Annotated in this window: 22 protein-coding genes and 1 pseudogene; 9 read left to right on the forward strand and 14 right to left on the reverse strand. The window is 73.0% G+C overall.

The genetic code is table 11. The features are described from left to right. Positions 1 to 264: pseudogene (locus NP777_RS48625) on the reverse strand (IclR family transcriptional regulator domain-containing protein); the annotation flags it as partial. On the opposite strand from NP777_RS48625, the gene NP777_RS32935 reads away from it, so the two are divergent. Both NP777_RS32935 and NP777_RS32940 read left to right on the forward strand, forming a co-directional pair. Then, a complete protein-coding gene (locus NP777_RS32935) occupies positions 191 to 646 on the forward strand; it encodes a GDSL-type esterase/lipase family protein (RefSeq protein WP_391858628.1) in 456 nt (151 codons plus the stop codon). The pseudogene NP777_RS48625 and the gene NP777_RS32935 overlap by 74 nt on opposite strands. 49 nt (positions 647 to 695) lie before the next feature. Continuing rightward, positions 696 to 1,661: an LLM class F420-dependent oxidoreductase gene (locus NP777_RS32940; RefSeq protein ID WP_256653831.1), complete on the forward strand. Its 966-nt coding sequence runs from the start codon at positions 696 to 698 to the stop codon at positions 1,659 to 1,661. On the opposite strand, the gene NP777_RS32945 is transcribed toward NP777_RS32940, so the two are convergent. After that, the gene (locus tag NP777_RS32945; protein ID WP_256653832.1) at positions 1,648 to 2,577 is read right to left on the reverse strand and encodes a LysR family transcriptional regulator; all 930 of its coding nucleotides are present in this window, start codon (positions 2,575 to 2,577) and stop codon (positions 1,648 to 1,650) included. The two genes, NP777_RS32940 and NP777_RS32945, sit on opposite strands and share 14 nt — an antisense overlap. Positions 2,578 to 3,098: 521 nt before the next feature. Between NP777_RS32945 and sfnG the strand changes: the two genes are divergently transcribed. The 4 genes from sfnG (at position 3,099) to NP777_RS32965 (ending at position 7,268) form a co-directional block, all read left to right on the forward strand. Beyond that, on the forward strand, positions 3,099 to 4,208 hold the full coding sequence (gene sfnG / locus NP777_RS32950; RefSeq protein ID WP_256653833.1) for a dimethylsulfone monooxygenase SfnG: 1,110 nt from the start codon (positions 3,099 to 3,101) through the stop codon (positions 4,206 to 4,208). Positions 4,209 to 4,318: 110 nt separating this feature from the next. Further along, positions 4,319 to 4,873, forward strand: coding sequence for an NADPH-dependent FMN reductase (gene ssuE, locus NP777_RS32955; RefSeq protein ID WP_256653834.1), 555 nt, complete (start codon positions 4,319 to 4,321; stop codon positions 4,871 to 4,873). Positions 4,874 to 4,875: 2 nt separating this feature from the next. Next, the gene (locus NP777_RS32960) at positions 4,876 to 6,075 is read left to right on the forward strand and encodes an SfnB family sulfur acquisition oxidoreductase (protein ID WP_256653835.1); all 1,200 of its coding nucleotides are present in this window, start codon (positions 4,876 to 4,878) and stop codon (positions 6,073 to 6,075) included. A 35-nt stretch (positions 6,076 to 6,110) separates the two neighbouring features. After that, positions 6,111 to 7,268 carry an LLM class flavin-dependent oxidoreductase gene (locus NP777_RS32965; protein ID WP_256653836.1) on the forward strand — a complete coding sequence of 386 codons (1,158 nt, stop codon included), beginning with the start codon at positions 6,111 to 6,113 and terminating at the stop codon, positions 7,266 to 7,268. A gap of 51 nt (positions 7,269 to 7,319) precedes the next feature. Here the strand turns inward: NP777_RS32965 and NP777_RS32970 are convergent, their stop codons facing one another. Both NP777_RS32970 and NP777_RS32975 read right to left on the reverse strand, forming a co-directional pair. Next, positions 7,320 to 7,505, reverse strand: a complete 186-nt coding sequence (locus NP777_RS32970) for a DUF397 domain-containing protein (protein WP_256653837.1) — start codon at positions 7,503 to 7,505, stop codon at positions 7,320 to 7,322. Beyond that, positions 7,502 to 8,359 carry a helix-turn-helix domain-containing protein gene (locus tag NP777_RS32975; RefSeq protein WP_256653838.1) on the reverse strand — a complete coding sequence of 286 codons (858 nt, stop codon included), beginning with the start codon at positions 8,357 to 8,359 and terminating at the stop codon, positions 7,502 to 7,504. The genes NP777_RS32970 and NP777_RS32975 overlap by 4 nt, the downstream gene beginning before the upstream one ends. A 162-nt stretch (positions 8,360 to 8,521) precedes the next feature. Between NP777_RS32975 and NP777_RS32980 the strand changes: the two genes are divergently transcribed. After that, positions 8,522 to 8,974 (forward strand): ATP-binding protein, encoded by a 453-nt coding sequence (locus NP777_RS32980; RefSeq protein ID WP_256653839.1) that lies wholly within the window; start codon positions 8,522 to 8,524, stop codon positions 8,972 to 8,974. Between the two features lie 16 nt (positions 8,975 to 8,990). On the opposite strand, the gene NP777_RS32985 is transcribed toward NP777_RS32980, so the two are convergent. From NP777_RS32985 to NP777_RS33030, 10 genes are all read right to left on the reverse strand, one after another. Then, entirely contained in the window at positions 8,991 to 11,315 is a 2,325-nt protein-coding gene (locus NP777_RS32985) for a glycosyl hydrolase family 95 catalytic domain-containing protein (protein WP_391858625.1), read from the reverse strand. A 241-nt stretch (positions 11,316 to 11,556) separates the two neighbouring features. Beyond that, positions 11,557 to 11,868: a gas vesicle protein K gene (locus NP777_RS32990; protein WP_256653841.1), complete on the reverse strand. Its 312-nt coding sequence runs from the start codon at positions 11,866 to 11,868 to the stop codon at positions 11,557 to 11,559. Positions 11,869 to 11,898: 30 nt separating this feature from the next. After that, positions 11,899 to 12,162: a gas vesicle protein gene (locus NP777_RS32995; RefSeq protein WP_308405288.1), complete on the reverse strand. Its 264-nt coding sequence runs from the start codon at positions 12,160 to 12,162 to the stop codon at positions 11,899 to 11,901. After that, positions 12,159 to 13,022: a GvpL/GvpF family gas vesicle protein gene (locus NP777_RS33000; protein WP_256653842.1), complete on the reverse strand. Its 864-nt coding sequence runs from the start codon at positions 13,020 to 13,022 to the stop codon at positions 12,159 to 12,161. The genes NP777_RS32995 and NP777_RS33000 overlap by 4 nt, the downstream gene beginning before the upstream one ends. Next, positions 13,019 to 13,438, reverse strand: a complete 420-nt coding sequence (locus NP777_RS33005; RefSeq protein ID WP_256653843.1) for a gas vesicle protein — start codon at positions 13,436 to 13,438, stop codon at positions 13,019 to 13,021. Before NP777_RS33005 ends, NP777_RS33000 begins: the two co-directional genes overlap by 4 nt. Continuing rightward, positions 13,435 to 13,698 (reverse strand): gas vesicle protein GvpG, encoded by a 264-nt coding sequence (locus NP777_RS33010; RefSeq protein ID WP_256653844.1) that lies wholly within the window; start codon positions 13,696 to 13,698, stop codon positions 13,435 to 13,437. Before NP777_RS33010 ends, NP777_RS33005 begins: the two co-directional genes overlap by 4 nt. A gap of 16 nt (positions 13,699 to 13,714) precedes the next feature. Further along, positions 13,715 to 14,476, reverse strand: coding sequence for a GvpL/GvpF family gas vesicle protein (locus tag NP777_RS33015; RefSeq protein ID WP_256653845.1), 762 nt, complete (start codon positions 14,474 to 14,476; stop codon positions 13,715 to 13,717). 2 nt (positions 14,477 to 14,478) lie between these two features. Beyond that, positions 14,479 to 14,853, reverse strand: coding sequence for a gas vesicle protein GvpJ (gvpJ, locus tag NP777_RS33020; protein ID WP_138917512.1), 375 nt, complete (start codon positions 14,851 to 14,853; stop codon positions 14,479 to 14,481). A gap of 206 nt (positions 14,854 to 15,059) precedes the next feature. Beyond that, positions 15,060 to 15,386 carry a gas vesicle protein GvpO gene (locus NP777_RS33025; RefSeq protein WP_256653846.1) on the reverse strand — a complete coding sequence of 109 codons (327 nt, stop codon included), beginning with the start codon at positions 15,384 to 15,386 and terminating at the stop codon, positions 15,060 to 15,062. A gap of 71 nt (positions 15,387 to 15,457) precedes the next feature. Next, positions 15,458 to 17,935 (reverse strand): DUF4118 domain-containing protein, encoded by a 2,478-nt coding sequence (locus tag NP777_RS33030; protein WP_256653847.1) that lies wholly within the window; start codon positions 17,933 to 17,935, stop codon positions 15,458 to 15,460. Between the two features lie 250 nt (positions 17,936 to 18,185). Between NP777_RS33030 and NP777_RS48630 the strand changes: the two genes are divergently transcribed. Beyond that, the gene (locus tag NP777_RS48630; RefSeq protein ID WP_391858626.1) at positions 18,186 to 18,854 is read left to right on the forward strand and encodes an SAV_915 family protein; all 669 of its coding nucleotides are present in this window, start codon (positions 18,186 to 18,188) and stop codon (positions 18,852 to 18,854) included. 11 nt (positions 18,855 to 18,865) lie between these two features. After that, positions 18,866 to 20,221 (forward strand): diaminopimelate decarboxylase, encoded by a 1,356-nt coding sequence (gene lysA, locus NP777_RS33040; RefSeq protein WP_256653848.1) that lies wholly within the window; start codon positions 18,866 to 18,868, stop codon positions 20,219 to 20,221. The last annotated feature ends 174 nt before the right edge of the window (positions 20,222 to 20,395 follow it).

Raw genomic sequence — 20,395 nt, forward strand, 5'->3', positions numbered from 1 at the left:
TCGCTCCTCCCGCCCCTCGGTCAGCCTCGCCGTCGGCACCGAGCAGCTGATCGCGTCCACCGCCGGGACGTCGTACCGGAGGGCGAAGCCGAAGCCCACGATGCCCAGGACCCCCTCCTCCCGGTCGATGGCGTGGCCCCGCTCCCGCGTCCGCTTCAGATCGGCCAGGAGCGAGGCCCGGGTGCGGTGGGTGTTGGGCGTCATCGACGCCAACTTGCCGTTCTCCAGCGGAAGTTCACCGTCGATCCGCTCGGCGAGCAGCGCCGACTTCTCCCGCTACCAGGCGAGCGCGGTGGTCATCAACCTCGGCACCAACGATGTGGGCCGCGGGGTGACCCCGGCGCAGTTCCAGGCGTCCTACGCCGGTCTGCTGCGCAAGGTCCGCACCGCCTATCCGAACGCCTGGATCTTCGCGCTGCGCACCTTCAGCGGCCGGTTCGGCACCGAGACCAAGGCCGCCGTGACCGCCTCCGGCGACGCCAGGGCCTCCTACGTCGACACCACCGGCTGGCTCGCCGCCGACGACCTCTCGGACTCGGTCCACCCCAATGACAAGGGCCACCGCACCATCGCCGACCGCCTGGCCCCGGTCATCTCCCAGCACCTCCCGGGTCTACCGCAGGTGAGCCGCCACAACCCACGGTGACCAGCCGTTTGTCCCGTTTGGACGGCGTGGGGGACGGTACTCGGGAGCCATGGTTCGATGGGGATACACGATGATGACCGAGCAGGCCGGGCCACGTCAGCTCGTCGACGACGTGGTCCGGGCCGAGCAGGTCGGGTTCGACTTCTCGGTGACCTCCGACCACTACTTCCCGTGGCTGGACTCCCAGGGGCACGCCCCGTACGCCTGGAGCGTGTTGGGCGCCGCCGCACAGGCCACCTCCTCGATCCCGCTGACCACGTATGTCACCTGCCCCACCGTGCGCTATCACCCGGCGGTGGTGGCGCAGAAGGCGGCGACACTCCAGTTGCTGTCCGAGGGGCGGTTCCGGCTGGGGCTCGGGTCCGGTGAGAACCTGAACGAGCATGTGGTCGGGCAGGGCTGGCCGTCGGCGGATGTGCGGCTCGAGATGCTGGAAGAGGCGATCGAGATCATCCGGGCGCTGTTCGGCGGTGGCCATGTCACCCACCACGGCACCCACTACGACGTCGATTCGGCGAAGCTGTGGGATCTGCCGGACCAGCCGCCGCCCATCGGCGTGGCCGTCTCCGGGCCGCGGTCCTGCCGGCTGGCCGGGCGGCTGGCCGACATCCTGATCGCCGTGGAGCCCAAGTCCGAGCTGCTGGCGGACTTCGAGGCGAACGGCGGCGGCGGAAAGCCTCGGATCGGCCAGATCCCGGTCTGTTACGACCCCGACCGGGACGCGGCGATCGCCCGCGCCCATGACCAGTTCCGCTGGTTCGGGGGTGGCTGGAAGGTCAACTCGGAGTTGCCGGGGCCCGCCTCCTTCGCGGGCGCCACCCAGTTCGTCCGGCCCGAGGACGTGGCCGCGTCCATTCCGTGCGGCGATGACGTCGATGAGTTCACCGAGCTGATCCGGCCCTTCGTGGACGCAGGCTTCACGGATGTCGCGCTCGTCCAGATCGGCGGCGACCATCAGCGGCCGTTCCTGGACTGGGCCGAGAAGCGGCTGCTGCCCGCGCTCAGGGAGCTGTAGCCCGGGGAGTTCCAGGGGTGTCCGCGCGCCGTACGAAGAGCTCGTGCAGATCGCGTACGGCGCGCGGCACCGATCCCGAGCGGCGGCGCTGGATCATCAGCAGCACCTCGGTGGCCTCGCCGTCCGCGAGCGGCCGGTGGGTGATCGCGCCCCCGCGCTCCAGGGGGTCGCCGATGACGCTGAAGTCGGGGAGCACGGTGACGCCGAGCCCCTCGGCCACCATCAGCTTGCCCATCTCGGCCCCGTCGGTGGAGTACGAGAAGGACGGGGTGCGCCCGGCCAGCAGCCGGTGGATGAAGCGGTGCATCAGATAGCCGGAGCGCATCACGATCAGCGGCTCCCGCCCGTCCAGCAGATCCGCCGTGCTCACCGTCGGCCGGTCGGCCAGCGGGCTGTCCGGGCGCAGACAGACCACCGGGCGGCCGCGCAGCAGCACGGTGGTCTCCAGGGAGGGCGGAACGTCGTCGCCCTGGAGGCAGTTGACCAGGCCCAGGTCGAAACTCCCCTCCAGCAGCGCCCGGTGGATCTCGGCCTGCTGCGCGCCGACCACCTCGACCTGGGTCACCGGGTGGGTGGCGCGGAACTCCCGGACGGCCGGGATCAGCAGCGGGACGGTCGCCGTGTTGACCGTGCCCAGCCGGATCATCCGGCTGACCCGGTGCTGGTCACCGGCGGCGTCGCGCAGCCGGTCGACGGCCTCGATGACGCCGGCGATATGCGGCAGCAGCTCCCGTCCCTCCGCGCTGATCGTCGCGCCGGAGCGCTTGCGCTCCAGCAGATCCACGCCGAGTTCGCGTTCGAGATTGCGCACCGTCTCGCTGAGCGCCGGCTGGGACAGATGCAGTTCCTCGGCGGCGCGGCGGAGCGATCCGAGGCGGGTGACGGCGGCGATGTATTCGAGCTGTTCAATTCGCACATGCCGCACCATGCCCGCGCGAGCCCGCCCGCTTCAAGGGGATCCCTATCACGGTCTCATGAATACCGACTCACTCCCCGGCCGGTCTCCCGGGTAATCTCGAAGCGGGCGCCGCGGAATTTCGCGGCCCGGCCCATGCGTCCGGGATATGGAATGGCACCCGGGCCTTCTTGACCGGCAGGACTTCCCCCTGGTTGGATCGGTGACATGAAGCGACAGGATCTCACGCGGCGGCGCCACGTCGACCTCGCGCGTGTCTCCAGCGCGTCCTGTTGCTGTCCGGCCTGACCCCCCGTACGGGTCCGAGCGAGTTCTGAGGAACCGCCTCCGCTTCGCTCCCCGTCGCCTCCCATGATCGGGAAAGGCTTTTAGCCGCCGCCATCGAGGAATTGCGGCCGCACCGCATCGCCTGCGGCGCCCCTTCGCGCTCCCGGTCTTTCCGCGCCCCCGCCACGGTGAATTCCGCCCACCGCCGGGGCGCCGATTCCCCATGCCCGTAATTGCTCCACCGGGAGTTCCCCATGCCCGCAGAACCCCTCCGTTTCGCCTATTGGGTGCCCAATGTCAGCGGTGGCCTGGTCACCAGCACCGTCGAGCAGCGCACCGACTGGGGCTATGACTACAACCGCGATCTGGCCGTGCTCGCCGAGAACAACGGCTTCGACTACGCCCTCAGCCAGGTCCGCTACATGGCCGCCTACGGCGCCGAGTACCAGCACGAGTCCACCAGCTTCAGCCTCGCGCTGCTGCTGGCCACCCAGCGGCTGAAGGTCATCGCCGCCGTCCACCCCGGGCTGTGGCACCCCGGTGTCCTGGCCAAGCTGGGCGCCACCGCCGATCACCTGTCCGACGGGCGGTTCGCGGTGAACGTCGTCAGCGGCTGGTTCAAGGGCGAGTTCACCGCGCTGGGCGAGCCCTGGCTGGAGCACGACGAGCGCTACCGCCGCTCCGAGGAGTTCATCCGGGCGCTGCGCGCCATCTGGACCGAAGACCACGCCGAGCTGGCCGGGGACTTCTACCGGATCCGTGACTTCTCCCTCAAGCCCAAGCCGCTGAGCACCCCCGAACGCCCGCATCCGGAGATCTTCCAGGGCGGCAACTCCACCGCCGCCCGCGCCATGGCGGGCCGGGTCTCCGACTGGTACTTCAGCAACGGCAAGGACTTCGACGGCGTCACCGAGCAGATCAGGGACGTCCGCGCCTCCGCCGCCACCGCCGGCCGCCCCGCGCCCGGCTTCGCCCTCAACGCCTTCCTCATCGCCCGCGACACCGAGGCCGAGGCCCGCGAGACCCTCCGCGAGATCGTCGCCAAGGCCGACACCGAGGCCGTGGCCGGTTTCCGGGGCGCCGTCCAGCAGGCGGGCCGGTCCACCGCCGACGGCAAGGGCATGTGGCAGGACTCCTCGTTCGAGGACCTGGTCCAGTACAACGACGGTTTCCGTACGGGGCTGATCGGCACCCCCGAGCAGATCGCCGAGCGCGTCGTGGCCTACAAGCGGCTCGGCGTCGACCTCTTCCTGCTGGGCTTCCTGCACTACCTGGAGGAGGTCGAGTACTTCGGCGAGCGGGTGCTGCCGCTGGTCCGCGAGCTCGAGGCGGAGCTGCCGGAACCCGTGCCCGCGCTCATCTGACCGCCACCGCTCCCACCGCTCCCACCGGCTCCCGGCCCCACGGCTCCCGGCCCCACCGGCCCCACCCGCTCCCCACCCCACCGCCCCGACCGCTTCACGAAGGGTTGCTCATGGCCACCGTCCTGTCCCTCTCCGGCTCCCCCTCCGCCACCTCCCGCACCGCCCGGCTGCTGCGCCACCTGGACGCCCGGCTGACCGCCCAGGGCCATCATGTGGTCCCGCTCGACGTCCGCACCCTGCCCGCCGCCGCGCTGCTCGGCGCGGACTTCTCGCACCCGGCCATCGTCCGGGCCAAGGCGCTGGTCGAGCAGGCGGACGGGCTCGTGGTGGGGACTCCGGTCTACAAGGCCGCCTACTCCGGGCTGCTGAAGTCCCTGCTGGACCTGCTGCCGCAGTACGCGCTGGCGGGCAAGACCGTGCTCCCGCTGGCCACCGGCGGCTCCACCGCCCATGTCCTGGCCATCGACTACGCGCTGCGGCCGGTGCTGTCCTCCATGGGCGCGTCCCATATCGTCCAGGGCTGGTTCACCCTGGACAAGGACATCACGGTGGAGCAGGACGGCGGGGTGAGCGTGGCCGCCGGGGCCGCCGAGGCGCTGGAGCAGGTGGTCGACCAGTTCTCGGCGGCGCTCGGCCACCCCACCGTGCTGGCCGCGGCGAGCTGACCGTGCCGTCCCTGCCCGAGCCCGCCCATGTCATCGCCGATGACACCGAGGCGCTGAAGGTGGCCGCGGCGCTGGCCGAGGAATTCCGTACGGGCGCCGCCGAGCGCGACGCACAACGCAGGCTGCCGCGGGCCGAACTGGACCGGCTGTCCGCGTCCGGGCTCCTGGCCGTCACCGTCCCGGCCGGGCACGGCGGCGCGGACGTGTCCGCCGTGACCCTCGCCGAGGTGTTCCGGCTGCTCGCGTCCGCAGACGCCAGCCTCGCCCAGATCCCGCAGAGCCACTTCTCGTACGTCAATGTGCTGCGCCGTCAGGGCACCGAAGGCCAGCAGGCGTTCTTCTTCGGGGAGGTGCTGGCGGGGAAGCGGTTCGGCAACGCCCAGTCCGAGGCGGGCACCAGGCACCTCCAGGACATCCGCACCCGCCTCACCCCGGCCGCCGACGGCTCGTACCGCCTGACCGGAGTCAAGCACTACTCCACCGGTGCGCTGTTCGCCGACTGGATCCCGGTGCTGGCCCGCGCGGAGCACGACGAACTCCATGTGGCCTATGTGCCACGGGACGCGCCCGGTCTGACCGTCGTGGACGACTGGGACGGCATGGGCCAGCGGACGACCGCGAGCGGCACCGTCCGGCTGGAGGACGTGCCGGTCCCGGCCGACCGGGTCGTACCGCACCACCTCACCTTCCGCGGGCCCCAACTGCACGGCGCCGCCGCGCAGTTGCTGCACGCGGCCATCGACGTGGGGATCGCCTCGGGAGCGCTGGCGGAGGCGGTGACGTTCGTCCGCACCAAGAGCCGCCCCTGGTTCGAGAGCGGCTTCGAGACCGCCGCCGAGGATCCGCTGCTCATCCAGCGCTTCGGCGAGCTGGCGCTCCGGGTCCGGGGCGCCGAGGCGCTGCTGTCCGCCGCCGCGCGGGCCGTGGACACCGCCCGTGGCCACCTCGACGACGACACCGCCGCCGAGGCGTCGATCGCGGTGGCCGCCGCGAAGGTGGCGGCGGCCGACGCGGCCGTGGAGACGGGCAGTTCGCTGTTCGAGGTCTCCGGCACCCGCTCGGCCCTGGACGCCCTGGGACTGCACCGCCACTGGCGGGACGCCCGTACGCACACCCTGCACGACCCGGCCCGCTGGAAGATCCAGCACATCGGCCGCTATGTGCTCAACGGAACGAGACCACCCCGTCATGGCCTCCTGTAGCCCCCGCCACCGCGCCACCTGAACGGAGTCGCACCATGTCCCTCACCTTCCACTGGTTCCTGCCCACCAACGGCGACAGCCGCCATGTCGTCGGCGGTGGCCATGGCACGCCCGTCACCTCGGCCGGAGGCGACCGCCCGCCGTCCGTCGGCTATCTCTCCCAGATCGCCCGCGCCGCAGAACACCTCGGCTTCGAGGGCGCGCTGACCCCGACCGGCGCCTGGTGCGAGGACGCCTGGCTGACCACCGCGATGGTCAGCCAGCACACCGAGCGGCTGAAGTTCCTGGTGGCGTTCCGCCCCGGCTTCCTCTCGCCCACCTTCGCCGCCCAGATGGCCTCCACCTACCAGCGGCAGACCGGCGGGCGGCTGATGCTCAACGTGGTCACCGGCGGCGAGAGCCAGGAGCAGCGCGGCTACGGCGACTTCCTCGGCAAGGACGCCCGCTACGCCCGCACCGGCGAGTTCCTCGGCATCGTCCGCGACCTGTGGGACGGCAAGACCGTCGACCACACCGGCGAACACCTCCATGTCGAGGGCGCCAAGCTGGCCCGGCTCCCCGACCCGGTCCCGGATGTCTACTTCGGCGGCTCCTCCCCCGCCGCCGGTCAGGTCGCGGCCCGCCACTCCGATGTCTACCTCACCTGGGGCGAACCCCCCGCCCAGGTGGCCAAGAAGATCGCCTGGATCCGCTCCCTCGCCGCCGAGCAGGGCCGTACGATCCGCTTCGGCATCCGGCTGCACGTCATCACCCGCGACACCGCCGAGCAGGCATGGGCCGAGGCGCGCCGACTGCTCGACGGCTTCGACCCGGAGACCGTGCGCTCCATCCAGTCCGGCCTCGGCCGCAGCGAGTCCGAGGGCCAGCAGCGCATGCTCGCCCTGCACGGCGGCAGCCTGGACAACCTCGAGATCTACCCCAACCTCTGGGCCGGTGTCGGCCTGGTGCGCGGCGGCGCGGGCACGGCCCTGGTGGGCAGCCATGCCGAGGTGGCCGAGCGGATCGCCGAGTACCACCGCCTCGGCATCGACGAGTTCATCCTGTCCGGCTATCCGCACCTGGAGGAGGCGTACTGGTTCGGCGAGGGCGTGCTGCCCCTGCTGCGCGGGCAGGGCCTGTGGACCCACCCCTTCCAGCCCGCCGCCCCCGAACCGACCGCCGCACAGGTGCCCTTCGCGGCGACCGCAAGCTGATGTCCCGCGACGGTGGCGCGCCCGCGGTGAGTTCGCGGGCGCGCCTCCGGCTCAGCCGTGTGCGGCGAACCGGACGAACCGCGCCCAGCCGTCACGGCTGACGGCAAGACCGGGGCGCGCCGCGTCCTTGGAGTCCCGTACGTGGACGGCCCCTTCGGTGACGGCGACCTCCACGCAGTCGTCTCCCTGACTGCCGCTGTAACTGGACTTGAACCAGGCAAATTCCGTCGCGCTCATAGCTCTCCTCGCAGTCGCTCCAGCAAGCCCCGCGAGTCTTGGGGAGTCAGGGCTTGCGAGCGCAGTGTGTCATAGCGCTGACAGAGCAGGCTCACCTCTTTCCGGTCGGCGATCAGCCGTCCGTTCTGCTGCCCTTCGGAGTACGCGAGACGCCGCCCCTCCGGCGTTTCCAACAGCCGAACAGGTCCGTCCAGACACGCATGCAACTCAGCTTCCAGCGGGACCACTTGCAGCTTCACATTGCGCAGCGCGCTGCGCTCCAGCACATGGTCGAACAAGGCCCGCCGCTGCTCCCTGTCGCCGAACCCGCGCCGGAACACGGCCTCCTCCACGATGAAGCTGAACGGGACGTGTGGCCGCTCGCGCAGCATCCTCTGCCGCTCGGTCCGCGCCACAAGCTGGGCCTCCAACTGCTCATCCGTCAGCAGGGGGATGGTGCCGTCGAACACCGCCCGCGCGTAGTCCTCCGTCTGCAACAGCCCCGGCACCAGCCGACACTCATACGTGTACAGGCTCACCGCCACCCGCTCCAGCCGCGCCCACCGCCGGAACCACGCCGCAAGACCCGGCTCGCCGCGCGACAAATGCTGGGCCGCCTTCCGCAGCGCGCCCGTGTTGCCCAGGACCTCCTCCGCCCGCTCCACGAACGACTCGTCCGGCATGCGCCGCCCCAGCTCCACCGACGCCACGGTGTGCTTCGAGAACCGGACCAGCTCCCCGAACTGAGCCCGGGTGAGACCCGCGTGTTCGCGGAGGGCCTGGACCACGGCCCCGAAGGTGCGCAGACTGTCGGAGGGGTCGGGCTCCCGTTCCCAGTCACCGTCCCCGGCCATACAGGTGTTGTCGGTCGTCATACGCGGCCACCTCCAGGTGCGTACGTGCGAGGGCCCCCGCGCTCGACTCACCCAGGGTGACGGATCACCGGGCGTACCGTCCACCGAACGCGCATGTACGCTGACGCTGCGTACGCGGCGCGGCGCTGGCCAAGGCCGATGACCACCCGCCACCGTGGCCCCATGAACCCAAGCACGCCCCAACTCCCCGCCACGAGCTGGACCTTTACCCAACGCCTGTCCTCCACCCGGCGTGGGGCCCGGCTGGCCCGGCTGCTCACCGTGGAGCAGCTCCGCACCTGGCCCGTGTCACCCGGCGTCGCCGAGCGCGCCGTGGCGATCACGGCCGAACTGAGCGCCAACGCGGCACTCCACGGGCGCGTACCGGGCCGCGACTTCCGGCTCGGCCTCGCTCTCGACGACGCCGCGGAAACCCTCCGCATCGAGGTCACCGACACCCGGGGCGAGCGGCGGCCGACCCGCAGGCCCGCCCCTCCCCCGGACCGTGAAACCGGGCGTGGCCTGCTGCTGGTCGATGCGCTCGCCGACCGCTGGGGCACCGAGCCGCACCATCCGGTGGGCAAGACGGTCTGGGCGGAGCTGGACTCCCGCCCCGGCCGACGGTCAGTGCCGTAGGTCCTCCGGCCGCGGTTCAGTCCGGCAGCCCCCATGGCTTGGCGTCGCCGACGGCCGGAACATCGCGCGGGGCCGGGTCCGGGCGGTGGCCCCGGGGAGTGACGAGGGCGGTCTCGCCGCGGGCGAGGGGGATCTCGATGCGACCGGGGCCGGTGGTGCGGTGGCGGAGGGGACGGCCCCGGTGGTCGCGGACGTCGATCGGGCCGGGGATGCCGTGGTGCAGGACGAGCGGGGCGCCGGCCTCGCTGTGGACGCGGATCCAGCGGGTGCGCCCGGCCGCGCGGTCGGCGTCCACGAGGAAGGCGCCCTGGGTGCGCAGGGAGTGGACCGAGAGGTCGGGCCAGCGGCGGGAGACGGACGGGAAGATCCGCACCACGCCGTTGTGGCTCTGGACGGCCATCTCCAGCACCGACTGGGCCGCGGTCAAGGGGCTCTCGGTGGCGAGGTTGCCGCCCTCGACATACATGGTGTTCGGGGTGATCCAGGCGTTGTTCACCTTGTTGCCGCCGATGAGGAAGGTGAGGTGGTCCAGCGCATCCTCGGGCCGTTCCATGCGCGAGGCCATGGAGGAGGCCACCGCGTAGCTGTAACCGGCCCACAGGCTTCGGTCCTTGACCCAGTGGTCGAAGGTGGTGCGCATGATGTCCCGGTCGGCCGGGCGGTCCCAGTCCAGCTCGTGCAGCGGGTAGAGCCAGAGCATATGGGAGAAGTGGCGGTGGGACTCGGTGAGCGGCTTCTCCGCGCCGATCATGATGCCGGTGGCATCGCGGGGGTAGGCCACCAGGCGGTCGAGGATCTCGCGCCAGCGCCGGGCGCGGGGGTGGTCGGTGCGCAGGACGCGCAGACAGTCCAGGAGGGTGGCGCAGCCCCAGCGGAGCAGGGAGAGGTCGTACGTGCAGTCCTCGGCGTCCGCCCACTCCGGTGAGCGGGTCAGCGGCAGATGCAGTTTCCCGTCGCCGCCCTCGTACAGGAAGTGGTCGTAGAAGTTCACCGCCTTCGCGAGGATCGGGTAGAGGACGTCGCGCACGATGCGGATGTCGAGGGTGTGGCGGTAGCTGAGCCAGACGTTGTGCATGGCCCAGATGAGATTGCCGTTGTTGTCGGTCTTGGTGGAGGTGCCGGGGATGCCGACGGTCTTGGCACCGGGGCGCAACAGCCAGTCGGAGGGGTGGGCGAGGGCGTAGGTGTCCCCGTCCTGGTACTCGGGTGGTACGGACAGCGGCAGGTTCTTCTCGAAGTCCCGGAAGGTGGAGGTCACGGAGTCGAGTTCGAGGTGGTTGGAGCCGTGGATCAGCCAGGTGGCGATCTGCACGTTGAGGTTCCACCACACCGCGGTCCAGCTGCCGCCGGTCTCCGGGTACCACGGCCCCCATTCGGACATCGAGGGCCCGTCGGCGCGGGTGGCGCAGGCGGCCTTGTAGAGCTGGATCCAGTAGAAGTGCTGAAGCCGCTTGTCGGGTAGGGAGAGCAGGCTGCGCTGGTAGTAGCCGTGCCACCAGGCGCGGTGTGGGCGCACCAGGTCGTCGGGGTCGGCGGCGAGGGTGCGGGCCACCTCGGCGACGGCCAGTTCGGTGGTGCGCGACAGGTCCCCGGGGTGGCGGTAGACGATGTGGGCGGCCAGCAGCCTGCCGGTGCCCACCCGCCGTTCCCGCCAGGCCGTGGTCCAGCCGCCGCCCGCGATCAGCGGCTGCTCCACGTAGTGGGTGTCGCCCGTGGAGCCGGTGCGGGGGTCGGGGTTGCCGGTGTAGTCGGCGGGCTTGTCCTTGGTCCTGGGTGAGGCCGCGGGCATCCAGGTGAACGACCAGGCCGCGCTCTCCTCGCCCGCGCTGGGCCGGGTGGAGATCAGCAGCGCGGTACGGGCGTTGTGCACCAGCAGGGTGAAGCGGACGCTGCCCCGGGTGGTGGTGATCGTGCCGCGCAGCTCGGCGTCCCACAGGTCGAGGGTCCAGTCGACCCCGGTCACCGCCCCGGCGAGGGTGAGGTCGAAGTGGCCGATGGGCAGCCGGGAGTAGCCGTACGGGGCGCGCCACTGGGGCCGCTGGTCCTGCACCTGACCGTGGCTGAGCATGACTTTCACGGAGTTGGGCGTGGCGCCCTGGTACACCACCGCGCCGAGCAGGCCGTTGGCCAGGAAGGGGCCGTCCTTCCAGTCGCCGGGCATCCGCCGCCACCGCGGGGCGGCGGCCCTGGCCATCCGCTCGGGCAGGGCCGCCGCTCCGCCGGACGCCTGGGGCGCGGCCCAGGCGGTGCCGGATCCGGCAAACCAGCCCCCGGCGCCGACCGCGGCCGCGGTGCCGATCACACCTCTTCGAGAGATCCCGTTCCCTGTTGGCGCGGTCACGTATGTGCCTCCCATATCCGGTGGTGAACTACCGGCATGGTGCAGGGCACTTGGGCACCTGGGAATACCTCCGACGTATAGAAATTCAGCTGGCGACGTAATCGCAGATGAGGTGGACTCAGTTCCTCACATTGAGCCGCTGAGAGCCAGAGTGAGCCGATGTCTTATCTTCGGCGGCCCGTGCGGCCGCAGCGCGGTTGCGGGCACTGACGCGCGGTGCGGTGCGACGACGTGGGGATTCCTACCGGGAGGACGGGCCCGCCGGGGAGAGCAGGGTGCCGAGCGGGCCGAGGTCGAGGTTGAGGTCCGCCATCCGCAGGCCGTGCCGGGCGCACATCTCCTCCATGCGCTGCTGGAGGATCATCAGCGTCATGCCGACGCGCTCCTCCTGCTCCTCCGTCAGATCGCCCTTGTCGACACGGTGGAGCGCCTGGCGCTCCATCAGCTGACGCAGCAGCTCGACCACGGTCAGCACCAGCTTGGCCAGATCGCGCTCGACGGTGTCCGCGTCGGTGCGCAGCCGCTGGGCGGCGGCGCCGGAGGGGGCTGACATGCGCGGGTTTCCTTTCGTCGGGGCCTTACGTCAGAGCAGCGGCGGGGCGGGGTGTTCGGCGTCGACCGGGGCGATGACCGCGCGCAGGTCGATCCGTACGAGATCGACGTCCGCGATGGACAGGACGAGGTCCCCGGCGAGCACGACCCCGCCCTGGAGCAGCCGGTCCAGCAGGTCGATCAGGGCGACCTCGCGGCCCGCGAGCGCCCGCGCGTCCTCCTCGTCCAGCGCGCCGCGCACATGGGCCCCGTCCAGCGCGGCCGGCACACGGGCCTCGTCCAGCACCCCGCTCATACCGGCTCCGGCCGGGCCGCCGGTTCGGGCGGAAGGGCGAAGGAGTACGGCGCCCAGGGGCCGGTCACCTCGACGCGCACCCCGGGCCGCCCCTCGGCGGCGGCCAGGACGCGGGAGCGGAACTCCTCGGCGCGGTCGGCGGGCACCAGATACGCGTCGTTGGCGATGTTCTCGCCACCGGGCTTCCCGCCACCCACCGTCCCACCACCGGCCGCCTGGGCGAGTTCACCGCGCTGCGGCCGGTGGGCGACCCTGCCCACCGCCAGGGCCCCGGCCTCCTCGGCGATGCGCGCGGCCGTACGCGCCGCCGTCTGCCAGACCTCCTCGGCGCCGCGCCGACGCCGGCGGCGGGCGGCGAGATAGGCCCGGCCGGGGCTGAGCGCCTCCTGCCCGCCCGTGGCCCCGGCGGGCGCCGCCGCGTCCCCCGCCAGGGAGTCCGTGGGATCGGTGTAGACCTTCACACCCCATTCGACATGCCCGGCGAGCCGTTCCAGCAGCGGCAGGAACTGGTCGCGGCGCTCCTGGAGGACCCGCCGCACCCGGTCCTCGTCCCGGTAGACGGTGGCCAGCCGCAGCGGCAGTACGGCGCCCAGCGGGGCCAGCCCCGCCACCACCCCGTGGTGGCCGCGGGCCAGCGCCTCCAGCCGGGGCAGCTCCTCCAGACCCGCCCGCAGCGCGCCCTCCTCGAACTCCTCGGCCGGGACCGGGCCGACGGCCGCGGCCAGGTCCCCCGTCTCCACGAGCCCCACCTGCTCGTCCGCCACCCCGCGCAGCGTGGCCACCGCCCGCGCGGCCTCCGGGGTGGGGCGCAGCACCGCGTAGGCGTACACCATGTGCTGTCGCCGTGCGCTCTCGGTCAACCGTCCACGCTCCTGTCCTCGGCCCGTGCCCGCAGCGCCGCGATCTCGGCGCGCAGCCGGGCGTTCTCCTCGGTGAGGGACCGCTCCGCGCCGTCGTCCCCGCTGTCCCCGCTGTCCCCGCCGTCCGCCACGGCCCGGTTGCGGGCGCGGGAGGACAGCGACGGATCGTGCTCCCACCAGTCGATGCCCATCTCCTTCGCCTTGTCGACGGAGGCGACGAGCAGCCGGAGCTTGATGGTGAGCAGTTCGATGTCCAGCAGGTTGATGCGGATGTCCCCCGCGATCACCACACCCTTGTCCAGTACCCGCTCCAGGATGTCGGCGAGCGACGTGGCGCCCTCGGCGCCCTGGCCGTACGGGGTGGCGGGCAGGCGTGGCGGGCCCAGCCTGCCCGCCACCGGTTCCGTCGTCGTCATGGGGCTCGTCTCCCCTCGTCCGGCCGTTCCCGGCGTTCCAGCTGGGCCAGCCGGTCGAGCAACTCGTCCTCGCGGCGGTCGTACGCGTCCTCGTCGATCCGCCCGGCCAGCAGGTCCCGCTCCAGTTCGGCGAGGGCGCGCCGGACCGGCGCCGGGTCGTAGTACTCGCGCTCGGCGGCCGCGGCGATCTGCTCGGCGGCCCATACGGTGGCGCGCACCGGCGCCAGCGGAAAGGTGAGCAGCCCGGTCAGCAGTCCCATGGCGGTCCCGTCCTCATCAGGCCACGAAGCTGTACGGCGGCAAGGGGCCGCGCAGCCGGAAGTCGTAGCCCTCTCCGTAGCCCCGCGCGAGCCGCCGCGCGGCCCGGGAGAACTCCTCGGCGCGCCCCCGCTCCACCAGGAACGAGGCGTTGAGGAAGTCGTCCCCGGCCGGGGCCGCCACCACCTTGCCGCGGGCCAGCTCCGCCAGCCGCCCGACGACCTGGTCGGCCAGCAGCCGCTGCCGTGCGTCCAGTTGGTGGGCGACCAGCTCGCCGAGGGCCACCCGGTCGGCGTAGGTGCCGCCGCCGTCGCGGGTGCGTTCGTTGAGGCGCCGGGCGTCGTCGGACTCGGTGAGCACCTCCCGCAGCAGACCGTCCTGCGAGCGGGCCGCCTTGAGGTTGAACTCCGCGGTGGCGTGCAACTCCTCGAGCCTGCGGACGTATTCGGCGCGCTTGCCGTCCAGCGCCGCCGTGACCGCGGCGTCGTCGGGCGCCAGCATGCCGAACCGCATCGGCAGCACCGCGCCGTCCGCCATCAGCCGCTCCTGGACCTCCTGGTGGGCGGCGAGGTCACGGCGCTTGGGGCGCAGGTCCGGCGGCGCTGGGCTCACCACGCAGGCCAGCGGTCCGCCGGTGACCGCGCGCAGCGCGCCGGACACGCCGCCCACGGCCCGCAGTCCCGCCAGCCGCAGCGGATGGTCGGACCCGGTGATCGCGTAGATGTAGAGGGACGGGGCCGGGGACTGGGACGGGGATGTGGACGTGGACGTGGTCGACATGGTCACCTGTCCTCGTCGTCGCGGTCGCGGTCGAAGACATCGCCGATGGCCCCGAGGGCGCCGCTGATCGCCCCCTCGGTCTTGCCCCGGGCGCCGCCCTCGACGATGTTGCCGACGATGTCGCTCAGCTTGTCCGGGGCCTTCCGGCCCGATTCCAGGTCGAGGCGGTTGCACGCCTCGGCGAAGCGCAGATATGTGTCCACGCTGGCGATCACGATCCGGATGTCGATCTTCAAGATCTCGATGCCGACGAGGGAGACCCGGATGAACACGTCGATGACGAGGCCACGGTCCAGGATGAGTTCGAGGATGTCGAAGAGGCTTCCGGTCCCTGAACCGGTCGATGCGGTGGCAGGCAGCCCGCCGGTCTGCGTCATCACGGTCACGTGTGCTTCCTCTCGGTCGCGCTCGGTCGCCTGTCCGCGTCTGATACGGGCGCGGTGGCGGGGGCGTTCACCGATGTCGGCGCGTATGACACATGGCGCGCACGCATGGCACGGCCCCGCGCCACGGGCAGCACCGGCGCGGGGCCATGGGAGGAAACCCGGCAAAAGACCGGCCGTGCCTGGTCCGGCGCCGGTGTCTAGCGTCCGTGGTCGAGCCGGCCGCGGGCGTAGCGGTGTTGCCGCTCGTAGCCGAGGAGCTGTCCCTGTGAGTCGAGGGTCACACGGTAGGTGGCCATGATGGTCATGGTCTCCGGCACCCGCTCCAGCTCCACCACCTCCACATCGGCCACCCATCCGTCCGGCGTCGGCCGCATCGCGGAAACCGCCTCCGGCGTGGTACCCAGCAACTCCCCCAACTGCCGGGCGGCGCCCCGCATGGCCTGGGCCACGGGTACGCGGCGCGGCCGCGCGTCGGAGGTCTCGGAGGTGCCCGTGGCCGGTGTGTCCGGCTCAATGCTCGTCATGGTCCTACCGTGCCAAGTCCGCCGGGCACGTGGTGTGCGGATCACCAAAGCGGCGGCCCGGAGTCGCCGCGTCACTGCCCGGCCCGTGACGGCGCCACGCGGTGCGCGGCCGTCGGCAGGGTGAGGGTCACGGAGAAGGCGCCGCCGGTCGTGGTGTGCTCCAGGGTGCCGCCCATCGCCTCACCGAGGTCGCGGGACAGCCGCAGGGGCAGGGTGTCGCCCCGGGCGGGGGCGCGGGCCGCCCCGGGCGCGGAGCCGTCCGTGATGCGGATCCTCAGACGGCCCCGCCGGGCCTCGGCCGTGAGGGTGGGGGGCGCTTCGGGCGGGCTGTGGCGCAGGGCGTCGGCCGCGAGCGCGGTGAGGACGCGGGTGAGGAGCGCGGCGTCGGCGAGGACGTACGGCGGCTGCTCCGGAAGCCGCAGGACGAGGGTGTGGCCGCCGGTCCCGAGGTCGTCCAGCGCGGCCGTCAGCGCCTCGTCCAGGTCGACCGGGCGGAGGTAGAGGTCCAGCGCCCCGGCGTGCAACCGGCCGAGGTCGTCCAGGTCGGTGAGGAGCTGGGTGGCGCGGCGCACCGCCGACCGGGCGGTGGCCACGCGCCGGATCTCCGCGGCCGAGCCGGGGCGCAGCCGGACGAGCGCCTCCTCGGCCGCGCGCAGCGGCGCCCGCAGATCGTGGCTCGCGGTGAGGAGCAGCGAGGCGCGGGTGCGCTCGGCGGCGGCGAGGGTGTCGGTCTCGGCGGCGTGCCGGGTGAGCCGGCCCTGGGTGTGCGCGATGCCGATCTGCGTGGCGCAGGCGGTGAGGATGCGCTGGTCGTCCCCGCTGAGGCCATGGCCGCGGGCGGCCAGGGTGAGGCCGTCGGCGATGGGGGCCTCCACCTCGCCCTCGTAGGGCCGCTCGGGCGGTCGCTCACCGGTGCTGGCGACGACGTACCAGCGGGGCTCGGCGGCATGGCCCGGTTCGCGCTGGAGCAGGCTGAGCGAGGTCAGGGAGAAGTACTCCCGCACCTGCTCCAGCAGGGCGGGCAGATCCTGGCCGCGCGCCATGGCGGCCGCGAGCCGGCTCAGGGCGCGTGCCTCGGACGTGGCGCGCAGCGCCTGTCTGGTGCGGCGGGCGGCCGTGCCCGCGGCGGCCCCGACCAGCCATGCGGCGGTGAGGAAGACGACCAGCGCCACGATGTCGACGGGGCGGATGACCTTCAGGGAGTGCAGCGGCGAGGTGAAGTAGTAGTCGGCGAGCAGCCCCGCCACGACCGCCGTGGCCAGCGCGGGGTACACACCGCCGACGAGTGCGGCCACGACCACGGCGAGCAGATAGCTCATCAGGGCGCCGGGCAGACCGACCCGGTCGCGCACCGCGATCAGTACCAGCGTGAGGAGGGGCAGCAGCACCGCGGCTCCGGCCGTCGCGGACCACAGCCGCGCCGGTCCGGTGCCCCGCGGCGGCCGGGGCAGCCGGGGCGAGGCGGCCCCGGCGGCCTGCTCGTGGGTGACGATGTGGACGTCGATGGGGCCGGACCCGTGGATCGTCCGCTGTCCCACACCGGCCCGCAGCAGCAGCGAGAACCGCCCGCGGCGGCTGGCGCCCAGCACGATCTGGGTGACGTTCTCGGCCTCGGCGAACCGCAGCAGCGCCTCGGGGACGTCCTCACCCGTGGTCTGGTGGTAGCTGCCGCCCAGCGACTCCACCAGGGCCCGCAGCCCGGCCAGCGCCCCCGGGGTCGGCTGGGCGAGCCCGTCGCCGGGGGCCACGTGCAGGGCCAGCAGTTCGCTGCCGGGTGTCCGGGCGGTGATCCGGGCCGCGCGGCGGATCAGCGTCTCGCCCTCGGGGCCGCCGGTCAGGCCGACCATGATGCGCTCCCGGGTCTCCCAGGGGGCGGTGATGCCGTGCTCGGCGCGGTAGCGCTGCAGCCCCTCCTCGACCCGGTCGGCGAGCCACAGCAACGCGAGCTCGCGCAGCGCGGTGAGGTTGCCCAGCCGGAAGTAGTGGGTCAGGGCGCCCTCGACGCGATCCGGTGGGTAGACGTCGCCGTGCACCAGACGGCGGCGCAGCGTCTCCGGCAACAGGTCGACCAGCTCGATCTGGTCGGCGCGGCGCGCCACCTCGTCGGGCAGTGTCTCGTGCTGGACGACGCCGGTGATCTGCCGTACGACGTCGTTCAGTGACTCCAGGTGCTGGATGTTGAGGGTGGTGACCACATCGGTCCCGGCGTCGAGGAGTTCCTCGATGTCCTGGCAGCGCTTGGTGTTGCGCGAGCCGGGGACGTTGGTGTGGGCCAGCTCGTCGACCAGGGCCACCTGGGGGTGGCGGGCCAGCACCGCGTCCAGGTCCAGCTCGGTGAAGGCGGCTCCCCGGTGCGTCAGGGTGCGCCGGGGGACGGTCTCCAGCCCCTCGGCCAGGGCCGCGGTCGGCCGCCGCCCATGCGGTTCGACCAGGCCGATCACCACGTCGGCGCCCTGGGCGCGCAGCCGCTGGCCCTCCCGCAGCATGGCGTAGGTCTTCCCGACCCCGGGCGCCGCCCCGAGATGGATCCGCAATCGTCCGCGTGTCATCGACGGCCTCCTGTGCACCCTGCCGCGGCCACGCCTCTCGCACTTCCATGGTGCGCCCGGGGGGCCGTGCCGGCGTCGGTGCGCCCGGGGGGGCCGTGCCAGCGTCGCGTCAAGACTTCCCGTCCCCGCGTCAGCGTCCCGTCAGGGACGGGGCCCCGGGGTGGGGCGCGGGAATTAGCGTCCTGTCCCGGCCCCGGCTCCGGTCCCCCTGTCCGGTGCGGGGCCCTCCCCTCGCCCCTGGAGGCACGTCATGAACGACCGTCTGTACGGAGACGACCCCGAGCCCGACGAACCCGTCCCGGCCGGACGGGGACGCGTCCTGTACGTCCCCGTCCGGCCGGGACCCGCCGGCTGCGCCGTGCGTCTCTTCCGTACGCCGCACGGTGGCCGCACCGCGGTCGGCTTCTCCACCCGGCGGCGGCTGGCCGCGGTCCTCGGCGCCCGGCAGCCGTGGGTCCGGCTCGGCGAACCGGCGCTGCGCGCCCTCGCCGAGCCGCTCGGCGCCGTCTCGCTCACCGTGGACCCGCGGCTCACGGTCCGCGACCTCGCACCCCCGACCCCGGAGCGCCGCCACACCACCGCCCTCGCGCCTCGGACCCCGAAGCGCCGCCACACCACCGCCCTCGCCGCCACACCCCCGACCCCGGAGCGCCGCCACACCACCACGCCCGCGTCTCGGACCCCGGAGTGCCGCAGCGCCACCGCCCTCGCCGCCACACCCCCGACCCCGGAACACCGCCACACCACCACACCCGCACTCACACCACCGGCGCCACCGGCACCATCGGCACCACCGGCACCATCGGCGCCTCCGCGCCGCCGCGTCACCACGTCCGCATGGCGCCCGCGGGCCGTCGGTGCCATGCGGGTGGCGGGGGTCGCGGCGCTCGCCGGGGTTCTCGGCGCATGGCTCGGCTGAGGGAGGACGCCATGGTCACGCCACTGATCCCGGGCCCCGCGCACCCCGCGCCCCACACCCCGCCCCGCGACGGCGCGCTGTCCGTCTGGCCCGCCTCCACCGTCCCGCTCGCCGATGGCGACCTGGCCGTCGGCGGAGTGTCGCTCACCGAACTCGCGGACCGCTTCGGCACCCCGGTGTACCTCCTCGACGAGGCCGAGGTGCGGGCCCGCTGCCGCGCCTACCGCGACGCCTTCCCGGAGACCGCCGTCCTCTACGCCGCCAAGGCGTTCCTCTGCCGCGCGATGGCGCACTGGGCGGAGGAGGAGGGCCTGGGCCTGGACGTGTGCTCGGCCGGAGAGCTGGAGCTCGCGGTCACCACCGGTTTCCCGCCCGAGCACATCGTGCTGCACGGCAACGCCAAGAGCCCGTACGACCTCCAGACCGCCCTGCGCCTCGGGGTCGGGCGCATCGTCATCGACAGCCCCTCGGAGATCGCCCGGCTGGCCGTCGCCGTACCCGAGGGCAGCCGCCAGAAGGTCATGGTCCGGGTCGCGCCGGGCATCGCCGCGGGCGGCCACGCCAAGGTCCGTACCGGCACCGACGACCAGAAGTTCGGCCTGTCGCTCACCGACGGCTCGGCGCACCACGCCATCGCCCGGATCCTCGACCAGCCGCGCCTGGAACTGGTGGGCCTGCACTGCCATCTGGGCTCCCAGATCACCTCCGCCAAGCCCTATCTGGCGGCGGTACGGCGCATGGTCGGGCTGCTGGCCAGGGTCCGGGACCAGCACGGGGTCACCCTCCCCGAGCTGGATCTGGGCGGTGGGCACGGCATCGCCTACCGCCCCGGCGAGCCCGCCCTCGACATCGCCGCGCTCGGGCCCCGGCTGCGCGCCGAACTCGCCGACGGCTGCGCGGCGGCCGGACTGCCCGTGCCACGGCTGATCATCGAACCGGGCCGTGCCGTCGTCGGGCCGGCCGGGGTCGCGCTCTACCGGGTCCTGGCCGTCAAGCGCACCGGACACCGCACCTTCGTGGCCGTGGACGGCGGGATGAGCGACAACCCCCGCCCGGCGCTGTACGGAGTGCGCTACGCGCCCCGGCTCGTGGGCCGCGCGGGCACGGCGCCGCCCGCCCCCGCCACCGTGGCCGGGCGCCACTGCGAGGCCGGGGACGTGCTGGCGGGCGAGGCGGAGCTGCCGGGCGACATCCGCCCCGGCGATCTGCTCGCGGTACCGGTGGCCGGCGCGTACCACCTGTCCATGGCATCCGGCTACAACCTGGTCGGCCGCCCGCCGGTGGTCGCAGTGGCCGACGGCAGGGCGCGGCTGCTGATCCGGCGTGAGTCGCTGGACGACATCCGCGGCCGCGACGTCGGTCTGTAGCCACCCGTGGCCACGGGAGCGGCAGCCGCGCCGAGCGGCAGCCGCTCCCGTGACACGGCACTCCCATGCTGCATGCCCCATGCCCCATGCCCCGAGCCCCATGCCCCGTGCCCCGAGGAGGGGCGGCTGTCGCGCCGCCCCTCCTCGGGGTGCCCGGTGCCCGGCCCCCGGGGC

It is taken from the genome of Streptomyces rugosispiralis, assembly GCF_024505145.1.
GTDB lineage: Bacteria > Actinomycetota > Actinomycetes > Streptomycetales > Streptomycetaceae > Streptomyces > Streptomyces rugosispiralis.

Coding starts and splice junctions, on each gene's coding strand:
- sfnG (WP_256653833.1), top strand. CDS start 3,099: ATGCCCGCAGAACCCCTCCGTTTCGCCTATTGGGTGCCCAATGTCAGC.
- NP777_RS33005 (WP_256653843.1), bottom strand. CDS start 13,438: ATGACGACGACGGAACCGGTGGCGGGCAGGCTGGGCCCGCCACGCCTG.
- NP777_RS48630 (WP_391858626.1), top strand. CDS start 18,186: ATGAACGACCGTCTGTACGGAGACGACCCCGAGCCCGACGAACCCGTC.
- NP777_RS32965 (WP_256653836.1), top strand. CDS start 6,111: ATGTCCCTCACCTTCCACTGGTTCCTGCCCACCAACGGCGACAGCCGC.
- NP777_RS33015 (WP_256653845.1), bottom strand. CDS start 14,476: ATGTCGACCACGTCCACGTCCACATCCCCGTCCCAGTCCCCGGCCCCG.
- NP777_RS32970 (WP_256653837.1), bottom strand. CDS start 7,505: ATGAGCGCGACGGAATTTGCCTGGTTCAAGTCCAGTTACAGCGGCAGT.
- lysA (WP_256653848.1), top strand. CDS start 18,866: ATGGTCACGCCACTGATCCCGGGCCCCGCGCACCCCGCGCCCCACACC.
- ssuE (WP_256653834.1), top strand. CDS start 4,319: ATGGCCACCGTCCTGTCCCTCTCCGGCTCCCCCTCCGCCACCTCCCGC.
- NP777_RS33010 (WP_256653844.1), bottom strand. CDS start 13,698: ATGGGACTGCTGACCGGGCTGCTCACCTTTCCGCTGGCGCCGGTGCGC.
- NP777_RS32995 (WP_308405288.1), bottom strand. CDS start 12,162: ATGAGCGGGGTGCTGGACGAGGCCCGTGTGCCGGCCGCGCTGGACGGG.
- NP777_RS33025 (WP_256653846.1), bottom strand. CDS start 15,386: ATGACGAGCATTGAGCCGGACACACCGGCCACGGGCACCTCCGAGACC.
- NP777_RS32940 (WP_256653831.1), top strand. CDS start 696: ATGGTTCGATGGGGATACACGATGATGACCGAGCAGGCCGGGCCACGT.
- NP777_RS33030 (WP_256653847.1), bottom strand. CDS start 17,935: ATGACACGCGGACGATTGCGGATCCATCTCGGGGCGGCGCCCGGGGTC.
- NP777_RS32990 (WP_256653841.1), bottom strand. CDS start 11,868: ATGTCAGCCCCCTCCGGCGCCGCCGCCCAGCGGCTGCGCACCGACGCG.
- gvpJ (WP_138917512.1), bottom strand. CDS start 14,853: ATGACGCAGACCGGCGGGCTGCCTGCCACCGCATCGACCGGTTCAGGG.
- NP777_RS32980 (WP_256653839.1), top strand. CDS start 8,522: ATGAACCCAAGCACGCCCCAACTCCCCGCCACGAGCTGGACCTTTACC.
- NP777_RS32975 (WP_256653838.1), bottom strand. CDS start 8,359: ATGACGACCGACAACACCTGTATGGCCGGGGACGGTGACTGGGAACGG.